Origin of the sequence: Streptomyces sp. NPDC046887, from assembly GCF_040644755.1 — a bacterium.
Classification (GTDB): domain Bacteria; phylum Actinomycetota; class Actinomycetes; order Streptomycetales; family Streptomycetaceae; genus Streptomyces; species Streptomyces lichenis.
Genome location: NZ_JBEYXH010000011.1, coordinates 78,274 through 102,882 on the forward strand (window position 1 = coordinate 78,274; position 24,609 = coordinate 102,882).

Here is a 24,609-nt window from a genome sequence, read left to right on the forward strand (position 1 = left end):
TCGGAAACCTATGGGCGGGCGGGCTCGATTGCCCACCACGGGGCCGTGCTCGGCGGAGGAACAGTGGGTGTCCGGCGGCTGAACCGCCGCCGGGTGTCCGGGTGTGCCGAAGCCGGACGGGCCGCCCCCCGTAGCGGTCCGTCCGGCTCGGGTCCGGGGTGGTGCGGCGCCGTCTGTGCGGTGCCGCACCGGGATCAGAGCTTCAGCTCCCACTGCGAGGCGTCGGCCAGGAAGCCCGGGTTGACCTCGACCTGGAGGGTCTTGGCGGCGGCGGGGGCGTCGAAGGCGTACTTCGCGGTGGCCTTCTTGCCCGGCAGGATGTCGCTGGTGAAGCCGGTGCCGTAGGTGCCGTCGTCGTAGATCTGCTCCGCGGCCACCCCGTCGGCGCCGGCCCGGGCGTCGACCAGGACGAGGTTGCTGTCGTACTTCTTCTGGCCGGTGTTCTCGATCACGACCGTGACCTCGTAGGCCTTGTTGCCCTCGGTGTGGCCGCTGGCGAACTCGTTCAGCTCGGCCGGGGTGGGCTTGGAGACGGTGATCTTGATTCCGTCCTTCTGGTAGGCGGCGCTGTCTCCGCCGGTCAGGGTCTGGGCCTTGGCCTTTCCGCTTTCGCCGTCCTTGGCGTCATCGCCGCCGGGGACCTTGGTGGCGGTGCTGCCGCCCAGCTCCTTGTTGATCTCGTTCACCGCGTCGTCCACGGCGTTGAACACGGTGACCGCGCCCCAGATGGAGAGGCCCAGGGAGAGCAGGCCGAGGACCGCGCCCGTCGTGGTGACGCCCTTGTTGGTGGCCTCGCCGCGCTTGGCCCGGCCGCGTCCCACCAGTCCGAAGACCAGGGCCAGCAGGCCCAGCAGCCCGGCGAGCCAGAACAGGATCGGCAGCAGGCCGGAGAGGGCGCCGATGATGCCGAGCACCAGCGCCGCGGTGCCGAGCCCGTTGCGGGCCGATCGGCCACGACCGCCATGGCCGCCGTGGCCGCCGGGCTGCCCGCCGTCGTACTGCGGCGGCGGGCCGCCCTGGTAACCCCCGGGCTGCTGCGGTGCGTTGTGCTGCGGCTGGTACGTCGAGTCGGACATGGCTGAGCCCCTCCCAGAACCTACGGACAGAACCTGTGCAGAGAAAGGTGAACAAGGCCGTGCACAGAGCTGTGAACAGTGGAATGAGCGTCGCCTTGCTGTTCACAGCACCCCTCGCTGGCGACGGGTCAACTACAGCAGAGCCTGTGAACCGAGTCAACACTCATTCCTTATGGGGTGCCTACTCACGCTGTGAAGGAGTAGGTCTTGTGCGCGGCGGTAGGATCGCGGCCACAGCCAGCGGGGGCGATGAGGGGAGGCATCACATGCCGGACAATCCGGAGAGCGCGGCCGAGGTGACCGCGGCCGGGATCGCCCGGCTGGCCGGGGTGGGCAGGGCCGCGGTCAGCAACTGGCGCCGCCGCCATGCCGACTTCCCGGCGCCGGTGGGCGGCACCGAGGCCAGCCCCTCCTTCGCCCTCGCCGACGTCGAACGCTGGCTCCGCGCCCAGGGCAAGCTGGCCGAGGTGCCGCTACGGGAGCGGGTCTGGCAGCAGGTCGCCGGGCACCCCGCCGGGGCCGTCACCGCCCTGGTGCACACCGGGTGCGGGCTGCTGCTGGTCCGGGAGCGCCCCGCCGAGTGGCTGGCGGTGGCCGCGGTCTCCGACGAGCGGGTGGCCGCCCTGCTGCCCGAACTGCTGGACGGTGTACTGGACGCGCGGTTCGGTGAGCCGAGGGCGGTGGGCACCCCGTCCGCCGCCGCGCTGCGGGCGTCCGTCCCCCTGCTGCGGGGCGCCGCCGAGCTGGCCGCGCAGGGCAGCGCCCGCCAGGCGTACGAGTTCCTGCTCGGCCGCCATCTGTACGCCAACCCGCGGCAGTACACGCTCACCCCGCCCGGCACCGCCGCCCTGATGGCGGAACTCGCGGGCCCCGCCGAGACGGTGCTCGATCCGGCCTGCGGCACCGGCGCCCTGCTGCGGGCCGCCGATCGCGCCCGCGCCCTGCACGCCCAGGACGCCGACCGCGATCTGGCCGCGCTCACCGCGCTGCGGCTCGCCCTGAACTCCGGGGCCGACGTCCGCGCCCAGAGCGGGGACGCGCTGCGGGCCGACGCCCACCCGGGGCTCGCCGCCGACGCCGTCCTCTGCCACCCGCCGTTCAACGAACGCAACTGGGGACATGACGAGCTGGCCTATGACCCGCGCTGGGAGTACGGCTTTCCGGCCCGTAACGAGTCGGAGCTGGCCTGGGTGCAGCACGCCTTGGCCCGGCTGCGGCCGGGTGGCACCGCCGTACTGCTGATGCCGCCCGCCGCCGCCTCCCGCCGCTCCGGCCGCCGGGTCCGCGCCGACCTGCTGCGCCGCGGGGCGCTGCGCGCGGTGATCGCGCTGCCCGCCGGGGCCGCGCCCCCCTACGGCGTACCGCTCCACCTCTGGGTGCTGCGCAAGCCCGCGCCGACCGCCTCGCCCACCCCCGAACTCCTCGTCGTGGACGCCGCATCCGACACCCAGCAGGCGGCGGGCGGCACCGGGCGGGACCGGCTCGACTGGGCGGCGGTGCGGGCCGCGGTGCTGGACGCCTGGCTGCCCTTCGACAAGCACGGCACCGCCCCCGCGGTGCCCGGCACCAGCCGCTCGGTACCCGTCATCGAACTCCTCGACGACGATGTGGACCTGGCCCCGGCCCGGCATCTGCCGCCGCCGGCCGCCGCGGGTGGCGCCGCCGAACTGACAGGTGTGCGCGACCGGTTGACCACGGTGCTGCGCCGTACCGGCGAGCTCACCCCGCCCCCACCGGTCCCCACGGAGACCGACCGGGCGGGTGCGGGCGGCCGTCCGCCGGGGGTCACCGTCGGCGAACTCGCCCGTACCGGGGCGCTGGAGCTGCACTCCGGCGGCACCGGGGCCGGGTCGGCGCCGGTCCTCACCGAGCACGATGTGTTCTCCGGGGAGCCGCCCTCCGGGAGCCTGCCCGCCGGACCCGGCGACGAGCCCGTGCTGCTCCGGGCCGGGGATGTCGTCGTCCCCGTCCTCGGCGCCGGCCGGGCGGCCCGGGTGGTGGACGAGGCCACCGCGGGCGCCGCGCTCGGCCGCAACCTGCAACTGCTGCGCCCCGATCCGGCCGCCCTGGACCCCTGGTTCCTGGCCGGCTTCCTGCGCGGCACCGCCAACCAGCGGCAGGCCAGCAGCTACACCACCACCTCCACCCGGCTCGACGTACGCCGGTTGCAGCTGCCGCGGCTGCCGCTCGCCGAACAGCGGCGGCTCGGCGAGCGGTTCCGGGCGCTGGCCGAGTTCGAGGCCGCGCTGCGGCTGGCCGGGCGGCTCGGCGAACGGCTGGTGCGGGGCATGTACGACGGGCTCACGGACGGCGCCATCGAGGCCTGAGGCCTCCCACGGGGGGCCACCGAGGCGCGATCGTGATCGGTTCGGCAACGGTTCGGTGCAACCCCGGCCGCCCTGTCGGTGTCGATGTATACGCTCACCTCCGCAGAGCAACCACATCCGGATCGCATCCGCGCCCGCACCTCGTCCGCCCAGGAGCAGCAATGTACGGCCCCGGCAACGCACCGCCACCGCCCCGGCGTCCCTCCGACGGCGCGCTCGTCGGCCTGCGCGTGCTGTTCTCGGTACTGACGTTCCTCAGCTGCGGACTGCTCGGCTGGGCCGCCATGCTGCGGCTCGCCCTCGTCACCCGGCGCCCCCGGGACTGGTTCCTGTTCGGGCTGACGCTGCTGCTCACCGTCGGGCTGTTCATCTACGCCGGGACGGCCCCGACGAACGTGAAGAACGAGATCACCGACGGGGCGGCGGTGGTGATCCTGGTATGGCTGATCCTGCTGATCGCCGGGGTACTCGGCATCTATCTGAGCCTGGAGGTCCAGCACTTCAACCGGCTGGGCACCGCCCCCTACGGCTCCGCCGGCACCGGCGGCGGCTACGGCTACCCGGGCCCGGCGCCCGCTACCACCCCCGCCCCCCACCACACCCCGCCGCCGCACCAGGCTCCTGTCCACCAGCCCCCCGCGCACCAGCCCCCCGCGCACCAGCCCCCCACACACCAGCAGATACCGGCCGCCACCCCGCCGCCGGAGCCCCGGCAGCACCCCGCGGCCCCCCAGCCGCCCTCGCACCGCATCCACCAGGTCCGCGCCGAACTCGACGAGCTCAGCGACCTCCTGCGGCAGGACCGGCAGGACGGCCGCGACAGCCGCCGGGAAGAGGAGAAGTGAACGGACGCCTCATCGCCGGGCGCTACGAACTGTCCACCCTGATAGGCCAGGGCGGCATGGGCCAGGTGTGGACCGCCTACGACAGCCGGCTGGACCGCCGGGTGGCCGTCAAGCTGCTGCGCCCCGACGCCATGGCCCCGGCCACCGCCGCCGACGAGATGCGCCGCCGCTTCGTCCGCGAGTGCCGGGTCACCGCCCAGGTCAGCCACCCCGGCCTGGTCACCGTGCACGACGCCGGCAGCGAGGACAGCGACCTCTACCTGGTCATGCAGTACGTGGAGGGTGCCGACCTGGCCGACCACCTCTCCGAGCACGACCCCTACCCCTGGCGCTGGGCCGTGGGGGTCGCCGCCCAGCTCTGCGCGGTGCTCGCCGCCGTACACGCCGTGCCGATCGTCCACCGCGACCTCAAGCCGCGGAACGTCATGGTCAAGCCGGACGGCACGGTCACCGTGCTCGACCTCGGCATCGCCTCCGCGATCGACACCGACACCACCCGCCTCACCCACACCGGCTCGCCCATCGGCAGCCCCGCCTATATGGCGCCCGAGCAGGCCATGGGCGGCGCGGTCGGCCCGTACACCGACCTGTACGCGCTCGGCGCGCTGCTCCACGAACTCCTCAGTGGGAACGTCCCCTTCACCGGCTCCACCGCGCTCGGGGTGCTCCACCGCCACCTCTACGAGCCGCCGCTGCCGCTGCGCCAGCTCCGCCCCGAGGTCCCCGAACCCCTCGAAGCGCTGGTGCTCCGGCTGCTCGCCAAGGACCCGCAGGACCGGCCCGACGGCGCCCAGGCGGTGTACGAGGCGCTCGCCCCGCTGCTGCCCCCGCGCGGCGGGACGGCCGGGCCGATGGACCCCACCCGGCCCTTCGCCCGCCCCTACGCGCCCTGGCCCGACCGGGCCTCGGCCACCGCCGCGGTCATCCCGCCGCCCCCGCCGATCGCGCCCCCCACCGCCCCGCCCACCGCGCGCCTGGACGTGGCCGGCGCGGTGGAGGAGGTCAAGCGGCTGCTCGCCGAAGGCAGCATCGCCCGGGCCGTGGACCTGCTCGGCTCCATCCTCCCGGCGGCCGCCGCCGAGCACGGCGAGCACTCCCCGGTGGTCAGCATCCTGCGCAAGCAGTACGCCTCCACGCTGATGGACGACGGCCAGTACCGCCGCGCCCTGCCCGAGCTGCGCCGGCTCGCCGACGATCGCGCCCACCAGGCCGGCCCGGGCGACCCGGCCACCCTCCAATTCCGCTACGACGCGGCCTTCTGCCTGGAGCAGCTCGGCGAGACCGCCGCCGCGCTCACCGAGTACCGGGCCCTGCTGCCGTACCACGAGAGCACCACCCTGGCGCCGGGCGCCGACCTCTCCCGGGCCTTCGACATCCGCCACCGCATCGGCAACCTGCTGCTCGCCATGGGCGACCACAGCGCCGCCCACCAGCAGTTGCAGAACCTCCTCTACGACACCGAGCGCGCCTACGGCCCGTACCACCCCCTCGCCACCGAGCTCCGCCGCGCCCTGGACCGCCAACGCCAGATGCGCGGCTTCTGAGCCCCGGGCAGGGTGTTCGAGATCAGCCGGTGACGGTCGACCCGGTACCTTGATCGACCCCTCTGGACTCCGGGGCCGTATCTGTCAGCCGGCTGTCGCTGACCGGCTCCTCCTGGTGCACCGGAGCCCGGGCCCCGGTGCGGCGGGCGGCAGCACCCAAGGGTGCCGGTCGCTCGTTGCACGGGGCAGCGGTAGGCGTGGTGCCACCGATACCGGTGGTGTCGAAACGGTGGTACGCGCCACATCCGCTGCATACCATCGATCACCGCAAGGTCGTTGTCCACCGCCGCACGACCCACGCCGGGAGGCTCCTTTGCACCGCCGCCGTCGCACCGCTCTCGCCGCCACCGCCGCAGCCCTGGCCGCCGCCCCGTTGCTGACCGCCTGCGGGAGCGAGGCCCGTCCCGGCGCGGCGGCCGTCGTCGGCGGCGACCGTATCGAGGTCTCCGCGCTCCAGGCGCAGGTCCGCCAGGTGCGCGACGCCCAGCAGTCCTCGCCCGAGTCGGCGCAGCTCATCCGGGCCACCGGCGACCTCAGCCGGGAGAAGCTGAACGGGATGATCTTCGACCGGGTGGTGGACCGGGTCGCCGCCGGGCAGGGCGTGACCGCCAGCCGCAAGGAGATCCAGGACACCCGGAAGTCCGCCGCCGCGCAGAGCGGCGGCGAGGAGCAGCTGGCCGCGATGCTGCTCGAGCAGCAGGGGGTGGCGCCCGAGGAGATCGACACCGTGGTCCGGCGGAACGTCCTGATGGGCAAGATCGCCGAGAAGGCGGGCGCCGGCAACGACCCGGCCGGCCAGCAGAAGCTGACCGGGCTGTTCACCGCCGCGTCCAAGGACATGGGCATCGACGTGAACCCGCGCTACGGGACCTGGGACGACGCCAAGATCCAGCTCGGCGAGTACCGGGCGCCCTGGCTCCGGCAGGTCACCGCCCGGCAGCCCGCCCAGCCCGAGCAGGCCTGACCTCCGGCGGTACGTTCCACCGGCGGTACGTTTCAGGGGTGAACGAGATCTCCCCCTCCGGTCGTATCGTCCTGCTCACCGCCAGCCACCGGGTGGCGCCGGGACTGCTGTCCTGGCCCGCCTGGCAGGCGCTGCGCACGGCGGACCGGGTGCTGTGCGCCGACCCGGACCACCCCCAACTGCCGTATCTGGCCGAGGCGGGCGTCACCGTGGAGTCCGCCGCCCCCTCCGCCGAGGAGCTGGTCGGGGCGTGTGCGGGCGGGGCGGTGGTGGTCGTGCTGGCCACCGGGGAGGGCGATCGGGCGCTGACCGACGGGCTGGCCCGGCTGGCCGGCTCCGGCCGTACCGCCATGCCGGAGCTGGAGCTGCTGCCCGGCTCCTACGACCTGCCCGGCGCCCGGCTGCTCGACCTGGTCGAGGTGATGGACCGGATCCGCCGCGCCTGCCCCTGGTCCTCCCGCCAGACCCACGAAGGCCTCGCCAAGTACGCCGTGGAGGAGGCGTACGAGCTGGTCGAGGCCATCGAGGACGGCGACCGGGACGAGTTGCGGGAGGAGCTGGGGGACGTACTGCTCCAGGTGGTCTTCCACGCCCGGATCGCCGAGGAGGACCCCGAGGAGCCGTTCTCGGTGGACGAGGTGGCCGGCACCATCGTGGAGAAGCTGATCCACCGCCACCCCCATGTCTTCGGCGACGCCCGCGCCGAGACCCCGGAGGAGGTCAAGGAGCACTGGCTGCGCACCAAGGCCGCCGAGAAGCAGCGCGCCTCGGTCACCGACGGGGTCCCGGTCGGGCAGCCCGGCCTCGCCCTCGCCGCCAAGCTCGCGAGCCGGGTCCGTACCGCCGGTCTGGACGTCCCGCTCCCGACGGGCCCCGGCCTCGGCTACGACCTGCTCGCCCTCGCCGTCCGCGCCGACGCCCAGGGCATCGACCCCGAAGCCGCCCTCCGCGCCGCCGGCCGCGCCTACCGCGACGCCATCCGCGCTGCCGAGGGGCTGCCCGCGGGCAGGGGTCAGGACCACGAGGACGGTGATCCTTCCGGCCCCGGGACATCCGCCCCCCGGGCCCCCGGCTCGGACGCCGAGGCCGCCACGCACCAGGAGGACGGCGACCGATGAGCACCGCCCCCGGTTCCGCCCCCGGACACACCCCCGCCGACTGCCCCGTCTCCGGGGCCCCCGCGCCGGAGCTGTTCACCTGGGAGTTCGCCACCGATCCGTATCCGGCGTACGCCTGGCTGCGGGAGCATGAGCCGGTGCACCGGACGCGGCTGCCCAGCGGGGTGGAGGCCTGGTTGGTCACCCGGTACGGGGACGCCCGGCAGGCGTTGGCGGACCAGCGGCTGAGCAAGAACCCGGCGCACCATGACGAGCCGGCGCACGCCAAGGGCAAGACCGGCATTCCGGGCGAGCGCAAGGCCGAGCTGATGACCCATCTGCTCAATATCGACCCGCCGGACCACACCCGGTTGCGGCGGCTGGTCTCCAAGGCGTTCACCCCGCGCCGGGTGGCCGAGTTCGCGCCCCGGGTGCAGGAGTTGACCGATCGGCTCATCGACGGCTTCGCGGCGCGCGGCAGCGCCGACCTGATCCATGAGTTCGCCTTCCCGCTGCCCATCTACGCCATCTGCGACCTGCTCGGCGTCCCGCGCGAGGACCAGGACGACTTCCGCGACTGGGCGGGGATGATGATCCGCCACGGGGGCGGGCCGCGCGGCGGCGTCGCCCGATCGGTGAAGAAGATGCGCGGCTATCTGGCCGAGCTGATCCATCGCAAGCGCGCCGAGCCGGGTCAGGAGCCGACGGATCTGATCTCGGGGCTGATTCGGGCCTCGGACCATGGTGAGCATCTGACCGAGAACGAGGCCGCCGCCATGGCCTTCATCCTGCTCTTCGCCGGGTTCGAGACCACCGTCAATCTGATCGGCAACGGGGTGTACGCGCTGCTGCGCAACCCGGGCCAGCGGGCCCGGTTGCAGGAGTCGCTGGCCGCGGGGGAGCGGGGGCTGCTGGAGACCGGGGTGGAGGAACTGCTGCGCTATGACGGCCCGGTGGAGCTGGCCACCTGGCGGTTCGCCACCGAGCCGCTCACCCTGGGCGGGCAGCGGATCGCCACCGGGGACCCGGTGCTGGTCGTCCTCGCCGCCGCCGACCGGGACCCGGAGCGGTTCGCCGAGCCGGACACCCTGGACCTGGCCCGCCGGGACAACCAGCACCTCGGCTACGGCCATGGCATCCACTACTGCCTGGGCGCCCCGCTCGCCCGGCTGGAGGGCCAGACCGCGCTGGCCACCCTGCTCACCCGCCTCCCCGACCTCCGCCTCGACGCCGACCCGGCCGAACTCCGCTGGCGCGGCGGCCTGATCATGCGGGGGCTGAGACAACTCCCGGTCGCCTTCACGCCCGCGTCGGCGGGCCCGGGGAGTCGGTAGGTCCCCGCTCGTCCGGTCATATCCGACATGACGCAAGCTGACACCGCGTCAAAATTGTGATCTTGGCGTGATCTCCGCTGCATCGACTTGTGACTGACGTTCGAATGCCGCTACTTTCTCGGACACCTCAGCTGTCACGCGAAAGGCTCACCGCATGCGCTCCGGGAACGGCCGGCACCGACGACCCCGTCAAGCCCCCGCCATCGTCGTCGCGGCAGGGGTGACCGGATCGGCCATCGCCCTTCCGCTGCTGGGCGCGGGCACCGCCACCGCGGCCGACGCCGCCACCTGGGACCGGGTCGCCGAGTGCGAGTCCGGCGGCATGTGGAGCGCCGACCTCGGCAACGGCTTCTACGGCGGGCTCCAGATGTCCCAGGAGACCTGGGAGTCCCACGGCGGTCTCACCCACGCCGCCCGGCCGGATCTGGCCAGCCGCTCCCAGCAGATCGCGGTGGCCGAGAAGGTGTACGCGGCCGGTGGCGCGGCGGCCTGGCAGACCTGCGCGCCCATCGCCGGGCTCGGCGAGGACGACGCCTCCCGGAACCCGGCCCCTTCCCCGTCCCCGTCCGCCGGTGACCCGGACGGCAAGCCGGCGAAGTCCGCCGAGACCCCGCACGGCGACCGGGACGCCGCCCCGCCCACCACCGGCACCGCCTCCCGTGACGCCGACCGGCCCGAGATCGAGCCGGAGGCGCCGGAGAAGACCGACGCCGCCGACGCCCGGGCCTCCGCCTCCACCACCGCGGACACCGAGGCGCCCGCCTCCGGCACCGGGAAGCACCGCGGCAAGCCCGCGCCCGAGGAGGAGCCGGCCACCGAGCCCTCCGCCGACCCGTCCGCGAGCACCGACGCCGACCCGGCCGACGAGGCCGGACGCGACCAGCAGCCGGCCGCCACCGGCCCGGGGCTGCCCGGCGACGAGGAGACCGCCGCCGACGGCACCGAGGGCGAGCGGGAGGGCGAGACCCGCACCTCGCGCGGCGAGGGGACCGAGCGCGGCTCGGTGGGCACCGACCCCGGCGCGTACACCGTCCAGCCCGGCGACAACCTCACCGCCATCGCCCAGGAGCGGGAGCTGGACGGCGGCTGGACCGCCCTCTACGAGGCCAACAAGGACACCGTCGGCACCGACCCCGACCTCATCCTCCCCGGTCAGGACCTCCAGCTGACGGACGATCAGAAGTAGTCAGACAGCGGCGGAAACGGGCCTGCGGCCAGGTGATCCCAAGGGGATTACGTGGCCGTTTGTCCATTTCTGGGCGGGTGGGGCGCGAGTGAGACATGAGTCTCTTTGGCCCAACTGGCGCCCCTCGTGCGTCCGGTACGCCCACTGTGCCCGCTACCAGCGCAAACGCCCGTCACAGGCGCCGCGATACGGGCGCATTGACCTTGATGTCCGTTTTTGATCTCGGGCGAGGTCTGTGTCTACGGTCGTCACCGCTCGCTCACCGCGGGCCCCGCCGACCGGAACGCCGAATCCTGCCGCCGGCCGTCGGGCACAGTCGTCGCTTCACGCGCCGAAGGCAGGAGCGGGGGACCCAAGGTAAGTGCCGCGGACGGCCGCCGTGCGAGGACTCGTCAGGAGTCCCGTACGACCGACCGGACCGGCTTGGGGTGAAGTCGCCACCGCGCGACCGGGCCAACTCACTCGCCCGAACCCGACAGCTCACCTCGCAGGCGTCGGTGAGGAGATGACCCATGCTGTTTTCCGGCAAGGCCAAGCACCGTCGCCCGTCCAAGGCCGTCCGTTTCGCCGCGTTCGCCGGTATCACCGGTGCCGCCGTGGCCGCCCCGCTGCTGGGCGCCACCTCCGCCTCCGCCGCCACCACCGCCGAGTGGGACAAGGTCGCCCAGTGCGAGTCCGGCGGCGACTGGTCCATCAACACCGGCAACGGCTACTACGGCGGTGTGCAGTTCTCGGCGTCCACCTGGGCCGCGTACGGCGGCACCAGCTACGCCCCCACCGCCGACCAGGCCTCGAAGTCCCAGCAGATCGCGGTCGCCGAGAAGGTGCTCGCCAGCCAGGGCAAGGGTGCCTGGCCGAGCTGCGGCGTGGACCTGTCCGGCGCGTCCGCGCAGAGCGGCGGCGGCGAGGAGTCCGCCCCGCAGCAGCAGGCCCAGCCCCAGGCCCAGCCGCAGCAGCAGGAGCGCAAGGCCGAGCAGCCCACCACCCGCAGCCAGCAGCGCACCGCGCCGCAGGCCGCCCCGAAGGCCGACACCGGCTCGGGCTCCGCCTCGGGCTCCGGCGAGAAGGTCACCACCCCGACCGGCAAGAAGGTCGAGAAGGGCGACGGCGAGTACAAGGTGAAGACGGGCGACACCCTCTCCACCATCGCCGGTGCGAAGAAGGTCCAGGGCGGCTGGAGCAAGCTGTTCGACCTCAACAAGGACATCGTCGACGACGCCGACCTGATCTACCCGGGCCAGCAGCTCCACCTGAGCTGAGCCCCGCGGCCCCCTCGGGGCCGCCACTGGCGCGCCGCCGGTGCTTTTCGCGGACACCGGCGGCGTACGGCGACCCCGGCCCGGATCCGTCCGGGCCGGGGTCCGCCATATCCGGCCCCGGGGGGCCGGACACGGCTACCGGCTGGTAGGTCTGCGGCCGTTTGCCCGGTGATCCCATCGGATGACCCCTTTTTCGTCCCAGCGGGCGGGCGTCGGCGGGCGGCGGACCCCCGGGCGGTTAGGCTCTTGCCGCAAGGCCCTACCGGCCCTGCACTCCACGCGTCACCCCTTGCGTCACATCCCAGAAGGAGATGCTCGTGCCGTCCATCGACGTCGTCGTAGCCCGGGAAATCCTCGACTCGCGAGGCAACCCCACGGTCGAGGTCGAGGTCGGCCTCGACAACGGCAGCACCGGCCGTGCCGCCGTCCCGTCCGGTGCCTCCACCGGCGCGTTCGAGGCCCTTGAGCTCCGCGACGGGGACACCAACCGCTACCTCGGCAAGGGTGTCGAGAAGGCCGTCCTCGCCGTCATCGAGCAGATCGGCCCGGAGCTCGTCGGCTACGACGCCACCGAGCAGCGGCTGATCGACCAGGCGATGTTCGACCTGGACGCCACCCCGGACAAGTCCTCGCTCGGCGCCAACGCCATCCTCGGCGTCTCCCTCGCCGTGGCGCACGCCGCCTCCGAGGCCGCCGACCTCCCGCTCTTCCGCTACCTGGGCGGCCCCAACGCGCACCTGCTGCCGGTGCCGATGATGAACATCCTCAACGGCGGCTCGCACGCGGACTCCAACGTGGACATCCAGGAGTTCATGATCGCCCCGATCGGCGCGGAGTCCTTCTCCGAGGCCCTGCGCTGGGGCGCCGAGGTCTACCACACCCTGAAGAAGGTGCTGAAGGAGAAGGGCCTGGCCACCGGCCTGGGCGACGAGGGCGGCTTCGCGCCGGACCTCGGCTCCAACCGGGAGGCCCTGGACCTCATCCTGGAGGCCGTGAAGAAGGCCGGCTACGAGCCCGGCAAGGACATCGCGCTCGCCCTGGACGTCGCCGCCTCCGAGTTCTACAAGGACGGCTCCTACGCGTTCGAGGGCAAGTCCCGCTCGGCCGCCGAGATGACCGACTACTACGCGGAGCTGGTCGAGGCCTACCCGCTGGTCTCCATCGAGGACCCGCTGTTCGAGGACGACTGGGCCGGCTGGAAGACCATCACCGAGAAGCTCGGCACCAAGGTGCAGCTGGTCGGCGACGACCTGTTCGTCACCAACCCCGAGCGTCTGGGCCGCGGCATCGAGGAGGGCATCGCCAACGCCCTGCTGGTCAAGGTCAACCAGATCGGCTCGCTGACCGAGACCCTGGACGCCGTCGAGATGGCCCAGCGCAACGGCTTCAAGTGCATGATGTCGCACCGCTCCGGCGAGACCGAGGACGTCACCATCGCCGACCTCGCCGTCGCCACCAACTGCGGCCAGATCAAGACCGGCGCCCCGGCCCGCTCCGAGCGCGTCGCCAAGTACAACCAGCTGCTGCGCATCGAGGAGATGCTGGACGACGCCGCGGTCTACGCCGGCCGCTCCGCCTTCCCCCGCTTCCGCTTCGAGGGCTGAGAGCTCCGAGGCTGAGAGTTAGGGCTGACGCCCGCTCAGCACGGCGCACGCCGCCTCCTTCCGTACGTCCCCGGCCGCGGTCCCGTACCGTGTCCGGGGACGTACGTACGTTGCCGGAAGTGCCGGGCGGGAAGCCGCCCGGCGGGGCGAGGGGAGGCGCGAGATGGCCCGGGACCGGTTCTCGACCGCGACCAGGCTGCGGCTGCTCGGCCGGGAGACCGCCGCCCGCGTCTACCGCTCGCAGACCCGCCGCCAGGACCGCCGCTCCCGCCTCACCGGCCGGGCCGCCTTCCTGGCGCTGGTGGTCTGCTCGCTGGTGGTGGCGCTGGCCTACCCGATGCGGCAGTACGTCTCCCAGCGCGGCGAGATCGCCGAGCAGAAGCGGAACGCGGCCGAGGCGGCCGAGCGGGTCGAGCGGCTGCGGGACGAGAAGGCCCGGCTCCAGGACGACGCCTATGTCCGCCGGCTGGCCCGCGAGCACCTGCACTACGTGCTGCCGGGGGAGACCGGCTACACGGTGATCGACCCCGACGCGGCCGCCGAGCGCACCGGCGACCCGGGCGCGGCCGACCGCCCGTGGTACTCCAACCTCTGGGACGGCGTGGACAGCGCCGACCGCTCCTCCCCGGACCCCCGGGACCCGTAGACCCGTAGCAGCCCCGAAGGACCGGCACCCGGCGGTCCCGCGGGACACAGAGAGACAAGAGAACCAAGGCAGGCATGGAAACGCCCCCTCCGCCCACCGAACGCACCGAGCCCACCGAGGCGGACATCGCCGCCTTCCAGGCCCAGCTCGGACGCCCCCCGCGCGGCCTGCGGGCCATCGCGCACCGCTGCCCCTGCGGCAACCCGGACGTGGTGGAGACCGCGCCCCGGCTGCCCGACGGCACGCCGTTCCCCACCACGTACTACCTGACCTGCCCGCGCGCCGCCTCCGCCATCGGCACCCTGGAGGCGAACGGGGTGATGAAGGAGATGACCGAGCGGCTGGCCGCCGACCCCGAGCTGGCCGCCGCCTACCGGGCCGCGCACGAGGACTACCTCGCCCGCCGGGACGCCATCGAGGTGCTGGAGGGCTTCCCCAGCGCCGGCGGGATGCCGGACCGGGTCAAGTGCCTGCACGTCCTGGTGGGCCACTCGCTGGCGGCCGGCCCGGGGGTCAACCCGCTGGGCGACGAGGCCCTCGCGATGCTGCCCGAGTGGTGGGCCAAGGGCCCCTGCGTGGCGCCCGGCGAGGGCTGCCAGGGGGGTGCCGGATGACCCGGGTCGCCGCCGTGGACTGCGGCACCAACTCCATCCGGCTGCTGGTCGCCGACATCGACCCGGAGACCGGGAAGGCGGTCGACCTGGACCGGCGGATGACCATCGTCCGGCTCGGCCAGGGCGTGGACCGCACCGGCCGGCTCGCCCCGGAGGCGCTGGAGCGCACCTTCGCCGCCTGCCGGGAGTACGCGGCGGTGATAGCGGAGCACGGGGTGCAGAAGGTGCGGTTCGCCGCCACCTCCGCCTCCCGGGACGCCGAGAACCGCGACGAGTTCACCGCCGGGGTGCGGGAGATCCTGGGCGTGGAGCCCGAGGTGATCAGCGGCGACCAGGAGGCGGAGTTCTCCTTCACCGGCGCGACCAGGGAGCTGCCCGGCTCCGAGGAGTACCTGGTGGTGGACATCGGCGGCGGCTCGACCGAGTTCGTGGTCGGCCGGGACGCGGTGCGGGCCGCCCGCTCGGTGGACATCGGCTGCGTACGGCTGACCGAGCGGCACGTCAGCGGCTCCACGCCCACCGAGGCGGAGACCGCCGCCATCCGGGCCGACATCGCCGCCGCGCTGGACCTGGCGGAGCGGACGGTGCCGATCCGGGAGGCGCGGGTGCTGGTCGGGCTGGCCGGGTCGGTGACCACGGTCGCGGGCATCGCGCTGGAGCTGGACGCGTACGACTCGGCGGCCATCCACCGCTCGCGGATCAGCCGCGAGCGGGTGGACGCGGTCACCGCCCGGCTGCTGTCCGCGAGCCATGACGAGCGGGCCGCGATCCCGGTGATGCACCCGGGCCGGGTGGACGTCATCACCGCCGGTGCGCTGGTCCTCCAGGCCGTCATGGAGCGCACCGGAGCGGCCGAGGTGGTGGTCTCGGAGCACGACATCCTGGACGGGATCGCCCACTCGCTGGTGGCCCCCGGAAAAGGTTCGTGAAGTTCTTCACAAGGAAAAGGGCCCTGACGGGGGTCCGGGGGGCCGTTCGTGGTCACCGGGCCGCCGCTCAGGGCCCTTTCGCAGGTTCACAGGGCGGCTACGGCTCTGTTTCCCAGGCGTGAACCGGGGTGCCGCATGGGCGTTACGGAACGCTCTCTGCGCAGTTCACGGGGGGTGAGCAACGTCCCGGAACCCCTTCCGGTTCCCCCTCGCCGGCATGACCTGGGTCACGTGGGCGGCGCAGTGTAGCAGAGGTGCTTCCCATCCTTGTGAAGGGGCGCACGAGCAGGGGGTGTGGGGCGGGTGGATACTCGATGGCATGAGCACCACGGAGCGTCCCAGGATCCTCGTAGTAGGCGGAGGGTACGTAGGCCTGTACGCAGCTCGCCGCATTCTGAAGAAGATGCGCTACGGCGAGGCGACCGTCACGGTCGTCGACCCCCGCTCGTACATGACGTACCAGCCCTTCCTCCCCGAAGCCGCCGCCGGCAGCATCTCGCCCCGGCACGTCGTCGTCCCGCTGCGACGCGTCCTGCCGAAGGCCGAAGTCCTCACCGGCCGCGTCACCACCATCGACCAGGACCGCAAGGTCGCCACCGTCGCGCCGCTGGTCGGCGAGGCGTACGAGCTGCCCTTCGACTACCTGGTGGTCGCGCTCGGCGCGGTCTCCCGGACCTTCCCGATCCCCGGCCTCGCCGAGCAGGGCATCGGCATGAAGGGCATCGAGGAGGCCATCGGCCTGCGCAACCACGTGCTGGAGCAGCTGGACAAGGCCGACTCCACCACCGACGAGGAGGTCCGCCGCAAGGCGCTGACCTTCGTCTTCGTGGGCGGCGGCTTCGCCGGCGCGGAGACCATCGGCGAGGTCGAGGACCTGGCCCGCGACGCGGCCAAGTACTACAAGAACGTCAAGCGCGAGGACATGCGGTTCGTCCTCGTCGACGCCGCCGACAAGATCCTCCCCGAGGTCGGCCCCAAGCTCGGCCAGTACGGCAAGGAGCACCTGGAGGGCCGCGGGGTCGAGGTCTACCTCAACACCTCCATGGACTCCTGCGTCGACGGCCACGTGGTGCTGAAGAACGGCCTTGAGGTCGATTCCAACACCATCGTGTGGACCGCCGGCGTCAAGCCCAACCCGGCGCTGGCCCGCTACGGCCTGCCGCTCGGCCCCCGCGGCCACGTGGACTGCGCCCCCACCCTCCAGGTGCAGGGCACCGACTACATCTGGGCCGCCGGCGACAACGCCCAGGTCCCCGACCTGGTCGGCCGCAAAGCCGGCAACCCCAACGCCTGGTGCCCGCCGAACGCCCAGCACGCGCTGCGCCAGGCCCGGGTCCTCGGCGACAACGTCATCTCCGGTATGCGGGGCTTCCCGCAGAAGGAGTACAGCCACGCCAACAAGGGCGCGGTGGCCGGTCTGGGCGTCCACAAGGGCGTCGCCATGATCGTCATGGGCAAGATGAAGATCAAGCTCAAGGGCCGCCTCGCCTGGTACATGCACCGCGGCTACCACGGCATGGCCATGCCGACCTGGAACCGCAAGATCCGGGTCTTCGCCGACTGGACGCTGGGCATGTTCCTCAAGCGCGAGGTCGTCTCGCTCGGCGCCATGGAGACGCCGCGCGAGGAGTTCTACGAGGCCGCCAAGCCCGCCCCGGCCGCGCCGGCCACCGAGCCGGCCCCGCAGAAGGCCAAGGCCTCCTGACCGTCCGGTAGCCAAACCGCTCCTCGTCGAAGGGGCCGCCCGCCATCCGTGGTGCGGGCGGCCCCTTCGCCGTACCCCCGGCCCCTTTGCCCGCGCACCGCCCCCGTACCCCCGGCCTTACCCCCGGCCTTTTTGCCCGCGCATTGCCTCGTTTCGGGACTGCGCGCCCGCACCTCCGGTGTTCTCGTGGAGTCGAGCACAGAGCTTCAAGCACAGAGCTTCGAGCACAGCGAACTCCGCCGAACCGTCACGGAGGTGTGCACCATGGCCGACGCCGCGTCGCGGCTGACCGCTCTCGCCCAGGACCTCCTGGGCGTACCCCTGCCCGTCCGCATCCGGGCCTGGGACGGCAGCGAGGCCGGACCGCCCGGCGCACCGGTCCTGGTCGTCCGGCACCGCAGGGCGCTGCGCCGGCTGCTCTGGAAGCCCGGCGAGCTCGGCCTCGCCCGGGCCTGGGTGGCCGGTGAACTCGACGCCGACGGCGATCTGTACGCCCTCCTTGCCCGGATCGCCGCACTGCTGTGGGAGCGCGGCGGCGACCAGCGGCCGGTGCGTCCCGTACGCGACCCCCGGCTGCGCGCCGCCGCCCGTGAGCTGGTCCGGCTCGGCGGGCCCTGGCCGCCGCCCCCGCCGCCCACCGAGGAGATCCGCGGCCGCACCGGCCGCACCCACACCAGACGCCGCGACCGGCAGGCCGTCAGCCACCACTACGACGTCGGCAACGACTTCTACGCCCTGGTCCTCGGCCCGTCGATGGTCTACTCCTGCGCCTGCTTCACCGAGGGCGCCACCCTGGAGCAGGCCCAGCGCGCCAAACTCGACCTGGTCTGCCGCAAGCTGGCCCTGAAGGAGGGGGACCGGCTGCTGGACGTCGGCTGCGGCTGGGGCTCGATGGCCCTGCACGCCGCCCGCGAGTACGGCGCCACCGTCGTCGGCGTCACCCTCTCCACCGAGCAGGCCGCGTACGCCCGCAAGCGGATCGCCGAGGAGGGGCTGGCCGACCGGATCGAGATCCGCGTCCAGGACTACCGGGACGTCCGGGACGGCCCGTACGACGCGATCTCCTCCATCGGCATGGCCGAGCACGTCGGCACCGAGCGCTACCAGGAGTACGCCGACGACCTGTACGCCCTGCTGCGCCCCGGCGGGCGGCTGCTCAACCACCAGATCGCCCGCCGCCCGGAACGGGACGAGTCCGCGTACCGGCTGGACCCGTTCATCGACGCGTACGTCTTCCCCGACGGCGAACTCGCCCCGCTGGGCCGCACCACCTCCGCTCTGGAGCGGGCCGGTTTCGAGGTCCGCGACACCGAGGCGCTGCGCGAGCACTACGCGCTGACGCTCCGCCACTGGGTCGCCCGTCTGGAGGCCCACTGGCCCGAGGCGGTCCGCCTGACCTCCCCGGGCCGGGCTCGCGTCTGGCGGCTCTACATGGCCGCCGCCGCCCTCGCCTTCGAGCGCCACCAGATCGGCGTCAACCAGATCCTGGCCGTCCGCACCGGTCCCGACGGCCACTCGGGCCTGCCCCTGCGCCCCCGCGTCTGGAACGAGACGCCAGCCGACGGCAGTTGAGGCACCGTACGCCCGAGGGCCGGGCCCCCGCGTTCAGGGGGCCCGGCCCTCTCTTCTTCCCTCTCCTTGCCCTACTCCGCCTTGATGGCGTTCAGCATGTTCAGCCGCGCCGCGCTGCGGGCCGGCCAGAGCGAGGCCAGCACACCGACCAGTCCGGCCAGGAGCAGGAAGATCCCGATCCGGCCCCAGGGCAGGACCAGCGCGTAGCCCGGCAGGTCGTCCTTGAGGGACTGGCCGATCGCCCAGCCGAGGAAGACGCCCAGCACGATGCCGACCAGCGCGCCGAAGAGCGAGATCACCACGGCCTCCAGCCGGACCATCCGCTTCACCCGGCGCCGGTCCAGGCCGATGGCCCGCAGCATGCCGATCTCCTGCTGCCGTTCGAAGACCGACATGGCCAGGGTGTTGACCACACCCAGGACGGCGATCAGCAGTGCCATCGCCAGCAGCGCGTAGACGATGTTCAGGATCATGTTGATCATGCCGCCGAACTGGTCGCGGATGTCCTGGCGGTCCATCACGCTGATCGCCGGGTTCTCGCCCAGGGCGCTGACCAGGGCCTTCTCACCGGCGGCGGACTGGCCGCCGTCCATCTTGACGAAGATCTGCTGGATGTTCGGCTTCTTCTCGTGCTGCGCGGCCAGCTCGCTGCTGACCAGCACCGGGGAGAGGAACTCGCTGCCCTGGAAGACCGCGCCGACCTTCAGCGAGCCCTTCTTCTCGTCGCCGAACACGGTCGGCAGGGTGTCGCCGACCTTCCAGCCGTGCTTCTTGGCGGAGTCCTCGTCGACCGCGACCTGACCGCCGGCCAGCGAGCCGAGGTCACCGGAGACCGTCTTGACGGTGAGCACCTTCGCCACGTCGTCCGGAGTGACCGCGGAGGCCGAGGCGAACTCGCCGTCCAGCTTGAGGTAGGTGCTGGTCTGCGGGGAGACGGCGCTGACGCCCGGGGCCTTCTCCACGGCGGCCAGCGCGGAGCCGTCCAGCGGGCCGCCGCTCGCCATCGCCACCATGTAGTCGGCGCGGATGTTGTCGGTGGTCATCTTGTCCACCGACTGGCCGACGGTCACACCGACCACCGACAGACCGGTGACCAGGGTGAGCCCGATGGCCAGGGCGGAGGCGGTGGCGCCGGTGCGGCGCGGGTTGCGGACCGCGTTCTGGCTGGCCAGCTTGCCGGCCACGCCGAAGACCGAGACCAGCAGCGGCCGGGCCAGGGCCACGATGGGCCGGGACAGTTGCGGGATCAGCACGATCACGCCGATCAGGGCGAAGAAGGCGCCCAGCGCGATCAGATAGCGGCCGGTCTCGTCGGCCATCGCGGCGCCGCCGGCGATCGCGGTGGCGCCCAGCGCGGTGATCACCGAGCCGATGATGTTCCGCACCAGCAGGGACTTGGCGGAGGGCGCCGCGTGGACGCTGTTCATCGCCGCCACCGGCGGGATCTTCGCGGCCCGGCGGCCCGGCAGCCAGGCGGCCAGCATGGTGATCAGCACACCGACGGCGAGCGCGGAGACGATCGGGGTCGCGGTGACGACCAGCGGCCCGCCGGGCACCTTCATCCCGAAGCTGGACATCCCCGAGCGCAGCCCCATGGCGAGCAGCACGCCGAGCCCGAGCCCGACCGCCGCCGCGACCAGGCCGACCAGACCGGCCTCGGCCAGCACCGAGCGGGTGACCTGGCGACGCGAGGCGCCGACCGCCCGCATCAGCGCGATCTCCTTGGTGCGCTGGGCGACCAGCATGGTGAAGGTGTTGGCGATCAGGAACACGCCGACGAAGAGCGCGATCCCGGCGAAGGCCAGCAGCACCTGGTTGAGGCCGCTCATCCCGGCCTCGATGTCCTTGGCCTGCTCGTCGGCGAGGGTGGCGCCGGTGCGGGCCACCGCCTCCTTGGGGAGCAGCGGTACGACCTGGTCGAGCAGCTTCTCGTCGTCGGTGCCGGGCGCGGCGTTGACGTTGACGTCCTGGAAGTGGCCGGGGGCCAGGTAGAGCTTCTGCGCCACCGGGGTCTGGAACAGCACCAGGCTGCCGCCCGCGCTGACCGCGCCGTCGTCGGTGGTGAAGATCCCGCTGAGGGTGTACTCCTTCACCGGCCCGTTGGTCGCCACCCGCACCCGGTCGCCGACCTTGTACCTGCCCTTGGCGGCGGTGTCCTGGTCCAGGGCGACCTGGTCGGCGGCGGTGGGGCCGGAGCCCTGCCCGAAGGCGTACGCCGGGTCCTTGCCGTCCTTGCCGGGGGCGAAGTTGGCGCCCTTGTTGGACCAGCCGACGCCGATCAGCTTGCCGTCCGGGTCGGCGACCCCGGCGAAGCCGTTCACCCGGGCGCTCACGCCGGTGACCCCGTCCAGCGCGCCGATCTTGTCGACGGTCTTCTGGGGGACGCCGTAGCCGGACTCGGGGTCCGAGCCGTCGGCGTAGGAGGTGACCGCCACGGCCACGTCGTCGTAGTTCTTGGCGGACTGGTTGCGGAAGGCCTGGGAGAGCGTGTCGGTGAAGACCAGGGTGCCGGAGACGAACGCGACGCCGAGCATCACGGCGAGCACGGTCATCAGCAGCCTGGCCTTGTGCGCGAGCACGTTGCGCAGGGCGGTACGGAGCATGAGGTGGGGTCCCGGTGGGTTGGGTTTGTCTCAGGAGGTCAGCAGGTGCGGCCGGGGCGCGGCCGGTGGGGGCCGGGTGGCGCCCCCGGGCCGGGGCTCAGCTCGTACGGCCCTTGGCGTCGAACTCCTTCATGCGGTCCAGCACGCCGTCTGCCGTGGGGTGCAGCATCTCGTCCACGATCCGGCCGTCGGCGAGGAAGATCACCCGGTCCGCGTAGGAGGCGGCCACCGGGTCGTGGGTCACCATCACCACGGTCTGCCCCAGCTCGCGCACCGAGTTGCGCAGGAAGCCCAGCACCTCGGCGCCGGAGCGCGAGTCCAGGTTTCCGGTCGGCTCGTCGCCGAAGATGATCTCGGGCTGGGAGGCCAGCGCGCGGGCCACCGCGACACGCTGCTGCTGGCCGCCGGAGAGCTGCGCGGGCCGGTGCCCGAGTCGCCCGGACAGCCCGATCATGTCGATGACCTTGCGCACCCACTCCTGGTCGGGCTTGCGGCCCGCGATGTCCATCGGGAGGGTGATGTTCTCCTGCGCGGTCAGGGTGGGCAGCAGGTTGAAGGCCTGGAAGATGAAGCCGATCTTGTCCCGGCGCAGCTGGGTGAGCTGCTTGTCCTTCAGCGAGCCCAGCTCGGTGTCACCGATCCGCACCGAGCCGCCGGAGAAGGTGTCCAGACCGGCCACGCAGTGCATCAGGGTGGACTTGCCGGAGCCGGAGGGGCCCATGATCGCGGTGAACTCGCCCTGCCGGAAGTCCACGGTGACCCGGTCCAGTGCGACCACCTGGGTCTCGCCCTGTCCGTAGACCTTGGACAGCTCCGTGGCACGGGCGGCCACCGCGGTGGCGCGGTAGGCGGTGGAGGTGGTGGTCACGAGGGACTCCCGTTCGGGTTGCGCGGCGGCGGCGCGACCGCTGGTCGGGCGCGCTTGTCGAGGACCTGTCCATCGTGGCCCCCGGCCCACCCCCGAAACGTCCCTCCGCGTGCCCGTTCCCGGGACAGCCTGGAGTCGGACCGCGGCCCCGTCCGCTCCTCCTGAGGTATGACGGCACCCCTGAGGCGACCTGGTGGTGGGGGGCATGTTCCCGGGGCGTCCCCGGGGCGTTCCCAGGGCGGGGTGCGGCACGTCCCCGGTAGGGAGTTCGGCGCGTTCCCGGGACGGGGCGCGGCGCATTGTCATGACAAGGTCACACCGGGCGACGACTTTCCGTCATTCCTTTGCGCACGCTTTGCGGCAGCGAGCCCCGAAGGGGGCCCAGGCGACCTTGCCCGCCTTGGCTGACGCTCCCTCAGGCCCCAATAGAATAAGACAATATCGGGCCACGGCTCCGCTGATCGGGGGACGCGCCCCGGATAGGCTCATGTGCCAGCGTGACCCGCGCGGATGGGCGTATGCGCGTGCGCGTGTGATGCCCGGATGGTGGAACGTAGACACGGCGAGCTTAAACCTCGCTGGCCCTCTTCGGGCCGTGCCGGTTCGAGTCCGGCTCCGGGCACTGTCGATGCACTACCGTTCGAACGTACGTTCCCTTCTGGCCTGGTGGGACACCCGGGCGGACCGCTGCCCCGGCCGCCGGTCACGTGCTCGGAGAGGGAAAGATCCTCCCCGAGCACTAGGGTGTTTCTTTTGCGTCCCCATTACTCTTGTCCCAAGGCCGCGCACGGCGGCCATGGAGGAGTGAGATGAGGAGCAGCAACCCGGTCTTCTCGCGACGGGGGTTCAGCCGCGACACCGGCTACGCGGGCTTCAACGCGCAGCAGCCGCAGGCCGGGAGCCCCGCCGCCGGAGCAGGCCCCTACGCGACGAACCCGTACGCGACCAACCCGTACGCGCAGGACACCCAGCTCGGTGACCCCACGCAGGCCCCGGCACGCTCGGGCGCGATGACCATCGACGACGTGGTGAGCCGCACGGCCATCACGCTCGGCACGGTCTTCGTCACCGCCGCGCTCTCCTGGTTCCTGCTGCCGGTCGACCCGGCCAACATCAACACCTCGTACGGCATCGGCGTCGGCGCCGCCCTGGTGGCCTTCGTCTTCGCGATGATCCAGGCCTTCAAGAGCAAGGCCTCGCCCGCGCTGATCCTGCTGTACGCGGCGTTCGAGGGCGTCTTCCTGGGCGTCATCTCCAGCGCGGTCTCGACCTATGTCACGCCCGGCGCGGTGCCGCAGGCGGTGCTCGGCACCATGGCGGTGTTCGCCGGTGTGCTGATCGCCTACAAGATGCGCTGGATCCGGGTGAACCGCCGGTTCGTCGGCTTCGTGATGGCCGCGGCCATGGGCTTCATGCTGCTGATGGTGGTGAACCTGCTGTTCGCCCTGATCGGCGGCGGTGACGGCCTCGGCTTCCGCAGCGGTGGCCTGGGCATCCTGTTCGGTGTCATCGGCATCATCCTGGGTGCCTGCTTCCTCGCCCTGGACTTCAAGCAGGTCGAGGACGGTCTCACCTACGGCGCCCCGCGCCAGGAGGCGTGGCTGGCGGCCTTCGGTCTGACCATGACCCTGGTCTGGATCTACCTGGAGTTCCTGCGGCTCATCTCGATCCTGCAGGGCGACGACTGACCCGTCCCGCTCCCAGCAGCGAGGGGCCCGTCCGGCAGCAGCCGGGCGGGCCCCTCCGCCGTTCCGTCCGTCGCTCCGGACGGGGTCAGAGCAGTTTGCGCGCGGCCCGGCGCAGGTCGTACTCGTGGATGATCGCCTTGGCGTGCCCGTACGAGAGGTCGTGCGCGCCCCGGAGCCAGCTCACCTTCTCCTCGAAGCGGACGAGGGAGGGGCCTTCCTCGACGGTGCGAAGCCATTCGGACAACTGGCGCCCCGTGATGTCGGGGATGCGGGAGATCAGGTTGCGGTGGGTCTCTTCGGAGAAGACGTGGGACATCGGCGCCTCCGGACGCGTCGAGCGTGTGCTCCTTCACGTCACCGTGCCTGAGCGTTCGCCCGTTGGCAACAGTCCGGCGGGGGCGCGTAGGGTCGCGGAGTGCTTGATACGAGTGGACTGACCGGCGCGGTGGAGCGCTTCGCCGACCGGCTGCGGGCGGCGCCGCAGAGCCGCCTCCAGCAGGGCGCGGCGGCCGGCGCACTGGCTCTGGCCAGGGACTTGTCACTGCGCGCCCAGCGGATCGAGGCCCCCGGCGCGCCGCCGCTGACCATGCCGGACGCCGGGATGTTCGCCGTCGCGGACCAGCTGGTGGTCGCCTGCAACGATCTCGCGGAGGTTCTGCGGACGGCCCCCGCCGACTCCCCGCTCACCCGCGAGCGGGACGAGGCCCTGGCGGCCGTCCAGCGCGCGGCCGCCGCCTCCGGGCTCTGA

General features: G+C 72.7%; 20 protein-coding genes, 1 tRNA gene and 1 riboswitch. Of the genes, 17 read left to right on the forward strand and 4 right to left on the reverse strand.

Annotated elements, in window-relative coordinates:
* Window positions 1–194: 194 nt before the first annotated feature.
* Entirely contained in the window at window positions 195–1,076 is an 882-nt protein-coding gene (locus tag ABZ945_RS13615) for a DUF4352 domain-containing protein (RefSeq protein WP_361267896.1), read from the reverse strand.
* Between the two features lie 266 nt (window positions 1,077–1,342).
* Here ABZ945_RS13615 and ABZ945_RS13620 point away from each other — a divergent pair, with 266 nt between their 5' ends.
* The 14 genes from ABZ945_RS13620 (at window position 1,343) to ABZ945_RS13685 (ending at window position 18,702) form a co-directional block, all read left to right on the forward strand.
* Complete coding sequence (locus ABZ945_RS13620) at window positions 1,343–3,403, forward strand: N-6 DNA methylase (RefSeq protein WP_361267898.1); 2,061 nt, start codon at window positions 1,343–1,345, stop codon at window positions 3,401–3,403.
* A gap of 161 nt (window positions 3,404–3,564) precedes the next feature.
* Entirely contained in the window at window positions 3,565–4,248 is a 684-nt protein-coding gene (locus ABZ945_RS13625) for a hypothetical protein (RefSeq protein ID WP_361267900.1), read from the forward strand.
* Window positions 4,245–5,792 carry a serine/threonine-protein kinase gene (locus ABZ945_RS13630; protein WP_361267902.1) on the forward strand — a complete coding sequence of 516 codons (1,548 nt, stop codon included), beginning with the start codon at window positions 4,245–4,247 and terminating at the stop codon, window positions 5,790–5,792. Before ABZ945_RS13625 ends, ABZ945_RS13630 begins: the two co-directional genes overlap by 4 nt.
* A gap of 313 nt (window positions 5,793–6,105) precedes the next feature.
* On the forward strand, window positions 6,106–6,756 hold the full coding sequence (locus ABZ945_RS13635; RefSeq protein ID WP_361267904.1) for a SurA N-terminal domain-containing protein: 651 nt from the start codon (window positions 6,106–6,108) through the stop codon (window positions 6,754–6,756).
* A gap of 38 nt (window positions 6,757–6,794) precedes the next feature.
* A complete protein-coding gene (locus ABZ945_RS13640) occupies window positions 6,795–7,874 on the forward strand; it encodes a nucleoside triphosphate pyrophosphohydrolase (protein ID WP_361267906.1) in 1,080 nt (359 codons plus the stop codon).
* On the forward strand, window positions 7,871–9,187 hold the full coding sequence (locus tag ABZ945_RS13645; protein WP_361267907.1) for a cytochrome P450: 1,317 nt from the start codon (window positions 7,871–7,873) through the stop codon (window positions 9,185–9,187). Before ABZ945_RS13640 ends, ABZ945_RS13645 begins: the two co-directional genes overlap by 4 nt.
* 220 nt (window positions 9,188–9,407) lie before the next feature.
* Complete coding sequence (locus tag ABZ945_RS13650) at window positions 9,408–10,373, forward strand: transglycosylase family protein (RefSeq protein WP_361267908.1); 966 nt, start codon at window positions 9,408–9,410, stop codon at window positions 10,371–10,373.
* A gap of 319 nt (window positions 10,374–10,692) precedes the next feature.
* Window positions 10,693–10,882, forward strand: a riboswitch (cyclic di-AMP (ydaO/yuaA leader).
* A gap of 3 nt (window positions 10,883–10,885) precedes the next feature.
* Window positions 10,886–11,632 carry a transglycosylase family protein gene (locus ABZ945_RS13655; RefSeq protein ID WP_361267910.1) on the forward strand — a complete coding sequence of 249 codons (747 nt, stop codon included), beginning with the start codon at window positions 10,886–10,888 and terminating at the stop codon, window positions 11,630–11,632.
* A 317-nt stretch (window positions 11,633–11,949) separates the two neighbouring features.
* Entirely contained in the window at window positions 11,950–13,236 is a 1,287-nt protein-coding gene (gene eno, locus ABZ945_RS13660) for a phosphopyruvate hydratase (RefSeq protein ID WP_361267912.1), read from the forward strand.
* Window positions 13,237–13,399: 163 nt separating this feature from the next.
* A complete protein-coding gene (locus ABZ945_RS13665; RefSeq protein ID WP_361267914.1) occupies window positions 13,400–13,882 on the forward strand; it encodes a septum formation initiator family protein in 483 nt (160 codons plus the stop codon).
* Between the two features lie 74 nt (window positions 13,883–13,956).
* Entirely contained in the window at window positions 13,957–14,496 is a 540-nt protein-coding gene (locus tag ABZ945_RS13670; RefSeq protein ID WP_361267916.1) for a DUF501 domain-containing protein, read from the forward strand.
* Window positions 14,493–15,425: a Ppx/GppA phosphatase family protein gene (locus ABZ945_RS13675; protein WP_361267918.1), complete on the forward strand. Its 933-nt coding sequence runs from the start codon at window positions 14,493–14,495 to the stop codon at window positions 15,423–15,425. Before ABZ945_RS13670 ends, ABZ945_RS13675 begins: the two co-directional genes overlap by 4 nt.
* Window positions 15,426–15,744: 319 nt before the next feature.
* Window positions 15,745–17,130, forward strand: a complete 1,386-nt coding sequence (locus ABZ945_RS13680) for an NAD(P)/FAD-dependent oxidoreductase (RefSeq protein ID WP_361267920.1) — start codon at window positions 15,745–15,747, stop codon at window positions 17,128–17,130.
* 264 nt (window positions 17,131–17,394) lie between these two features.
* Entirely contained in the window at window positions 17,395–18,702 is a 1,308-nt protein-coding gene (locus ABZ945_RS13685) for a cyclopropane-fatty-acyl-phospholipid synthase family protein (protein WP_361268143.1), read from the forward strand.
* A 71-nt stretch (window positions 18,703–18,773) separates the two neighbouring features.
* Here ABZ945_RS13685 and ABZ945_RS13690 read toward each other — a convergent pair whose 3' ends face one another.
* Together ABZ945_RS13690 and ABZ945_RS13695 are read right to left on the reverse strand one after the other, a co-directional pair.
* Window positions 18,774–21,305 carry an FtsX-like permease family protein gene (locus ABZ945_RS13690; protein ID WP_361267922.1) on the reverse strand — a complete coding sequence of 844 codons (2,532 nt, stop codon included), beginning with the start codon at window positions 21,303–21,305 and terminating at the stop codon, window positions 18,774–18,776.
* A 97-nt stretch (window positions 21,306–21,402) separates the two neighbouring features.
* On the reverse strand, window positions 21,403–22,173 hold the full coding sequence (locus ABZ945_RS13695; RefSeq protein ID WP_361267924.1) for an ABC transporter ATP-binding protein: 771 nt from the start codon (window positions 22,171–22,173) through the stop codon (window positions 21,403–21,405).
* Between the two features lie 537 nt (window positions 22,174–22,710).
* Between ABZ945_RS13695 and ABZ945_RS13700 the strand changes: the two genes are divergently transcribed.
* Window positions 22,711–22,795: transfer RNA gene (locus tag ABZ945_RS13700), tRNA-Leu, on the forward strand.
* 187 nt (window positions 22,796–22,982) lie between these two features.
* Complete coding sequence (locus ABZ945_RS13705) at window positions 22,983–23,861, forward strand: Bax inhibitor-1/YccA family protein (RefSeq protein WP_361267926.1); 879 nt, start codon at window positions 22,983–22,985, stop codon at window positions 23,859–23,861.
* A gap of 85 nt (window positions 23,862–23,946) precedes the next feature.
* On the opposite strand, the gene ABZ945_RS13710 is transcribed toward ABZ945_RS13705, so the two are convergent.
* Window positions 23,947–24,177, reverse strand: coding sequence for a DUF4287 domain-containing protein (locus tag ABZ945_RS13710; RefSeq protein ID WP_361267928.1), 231 nt, complete (start codon window positions 24,175–24,177; stop codon window positions 23,947–23,949).
* 99 nt (window positions 24,178–24,276) lie between these two features.
* On the opposite strand from ABZ945_RS13710, the gene ABZ945_RS13715 reads away from it, so the two are divergent.
* Complete coding sequence (locus ABZ945_RS13715; RefSeq protein ID WP_361267930.1) at window positions 24,277–24,609, forward strand: hypothetical protein; 333 nt, start codon at window positions 24,277–24,279, stop codon at window positions 24,607–24,609.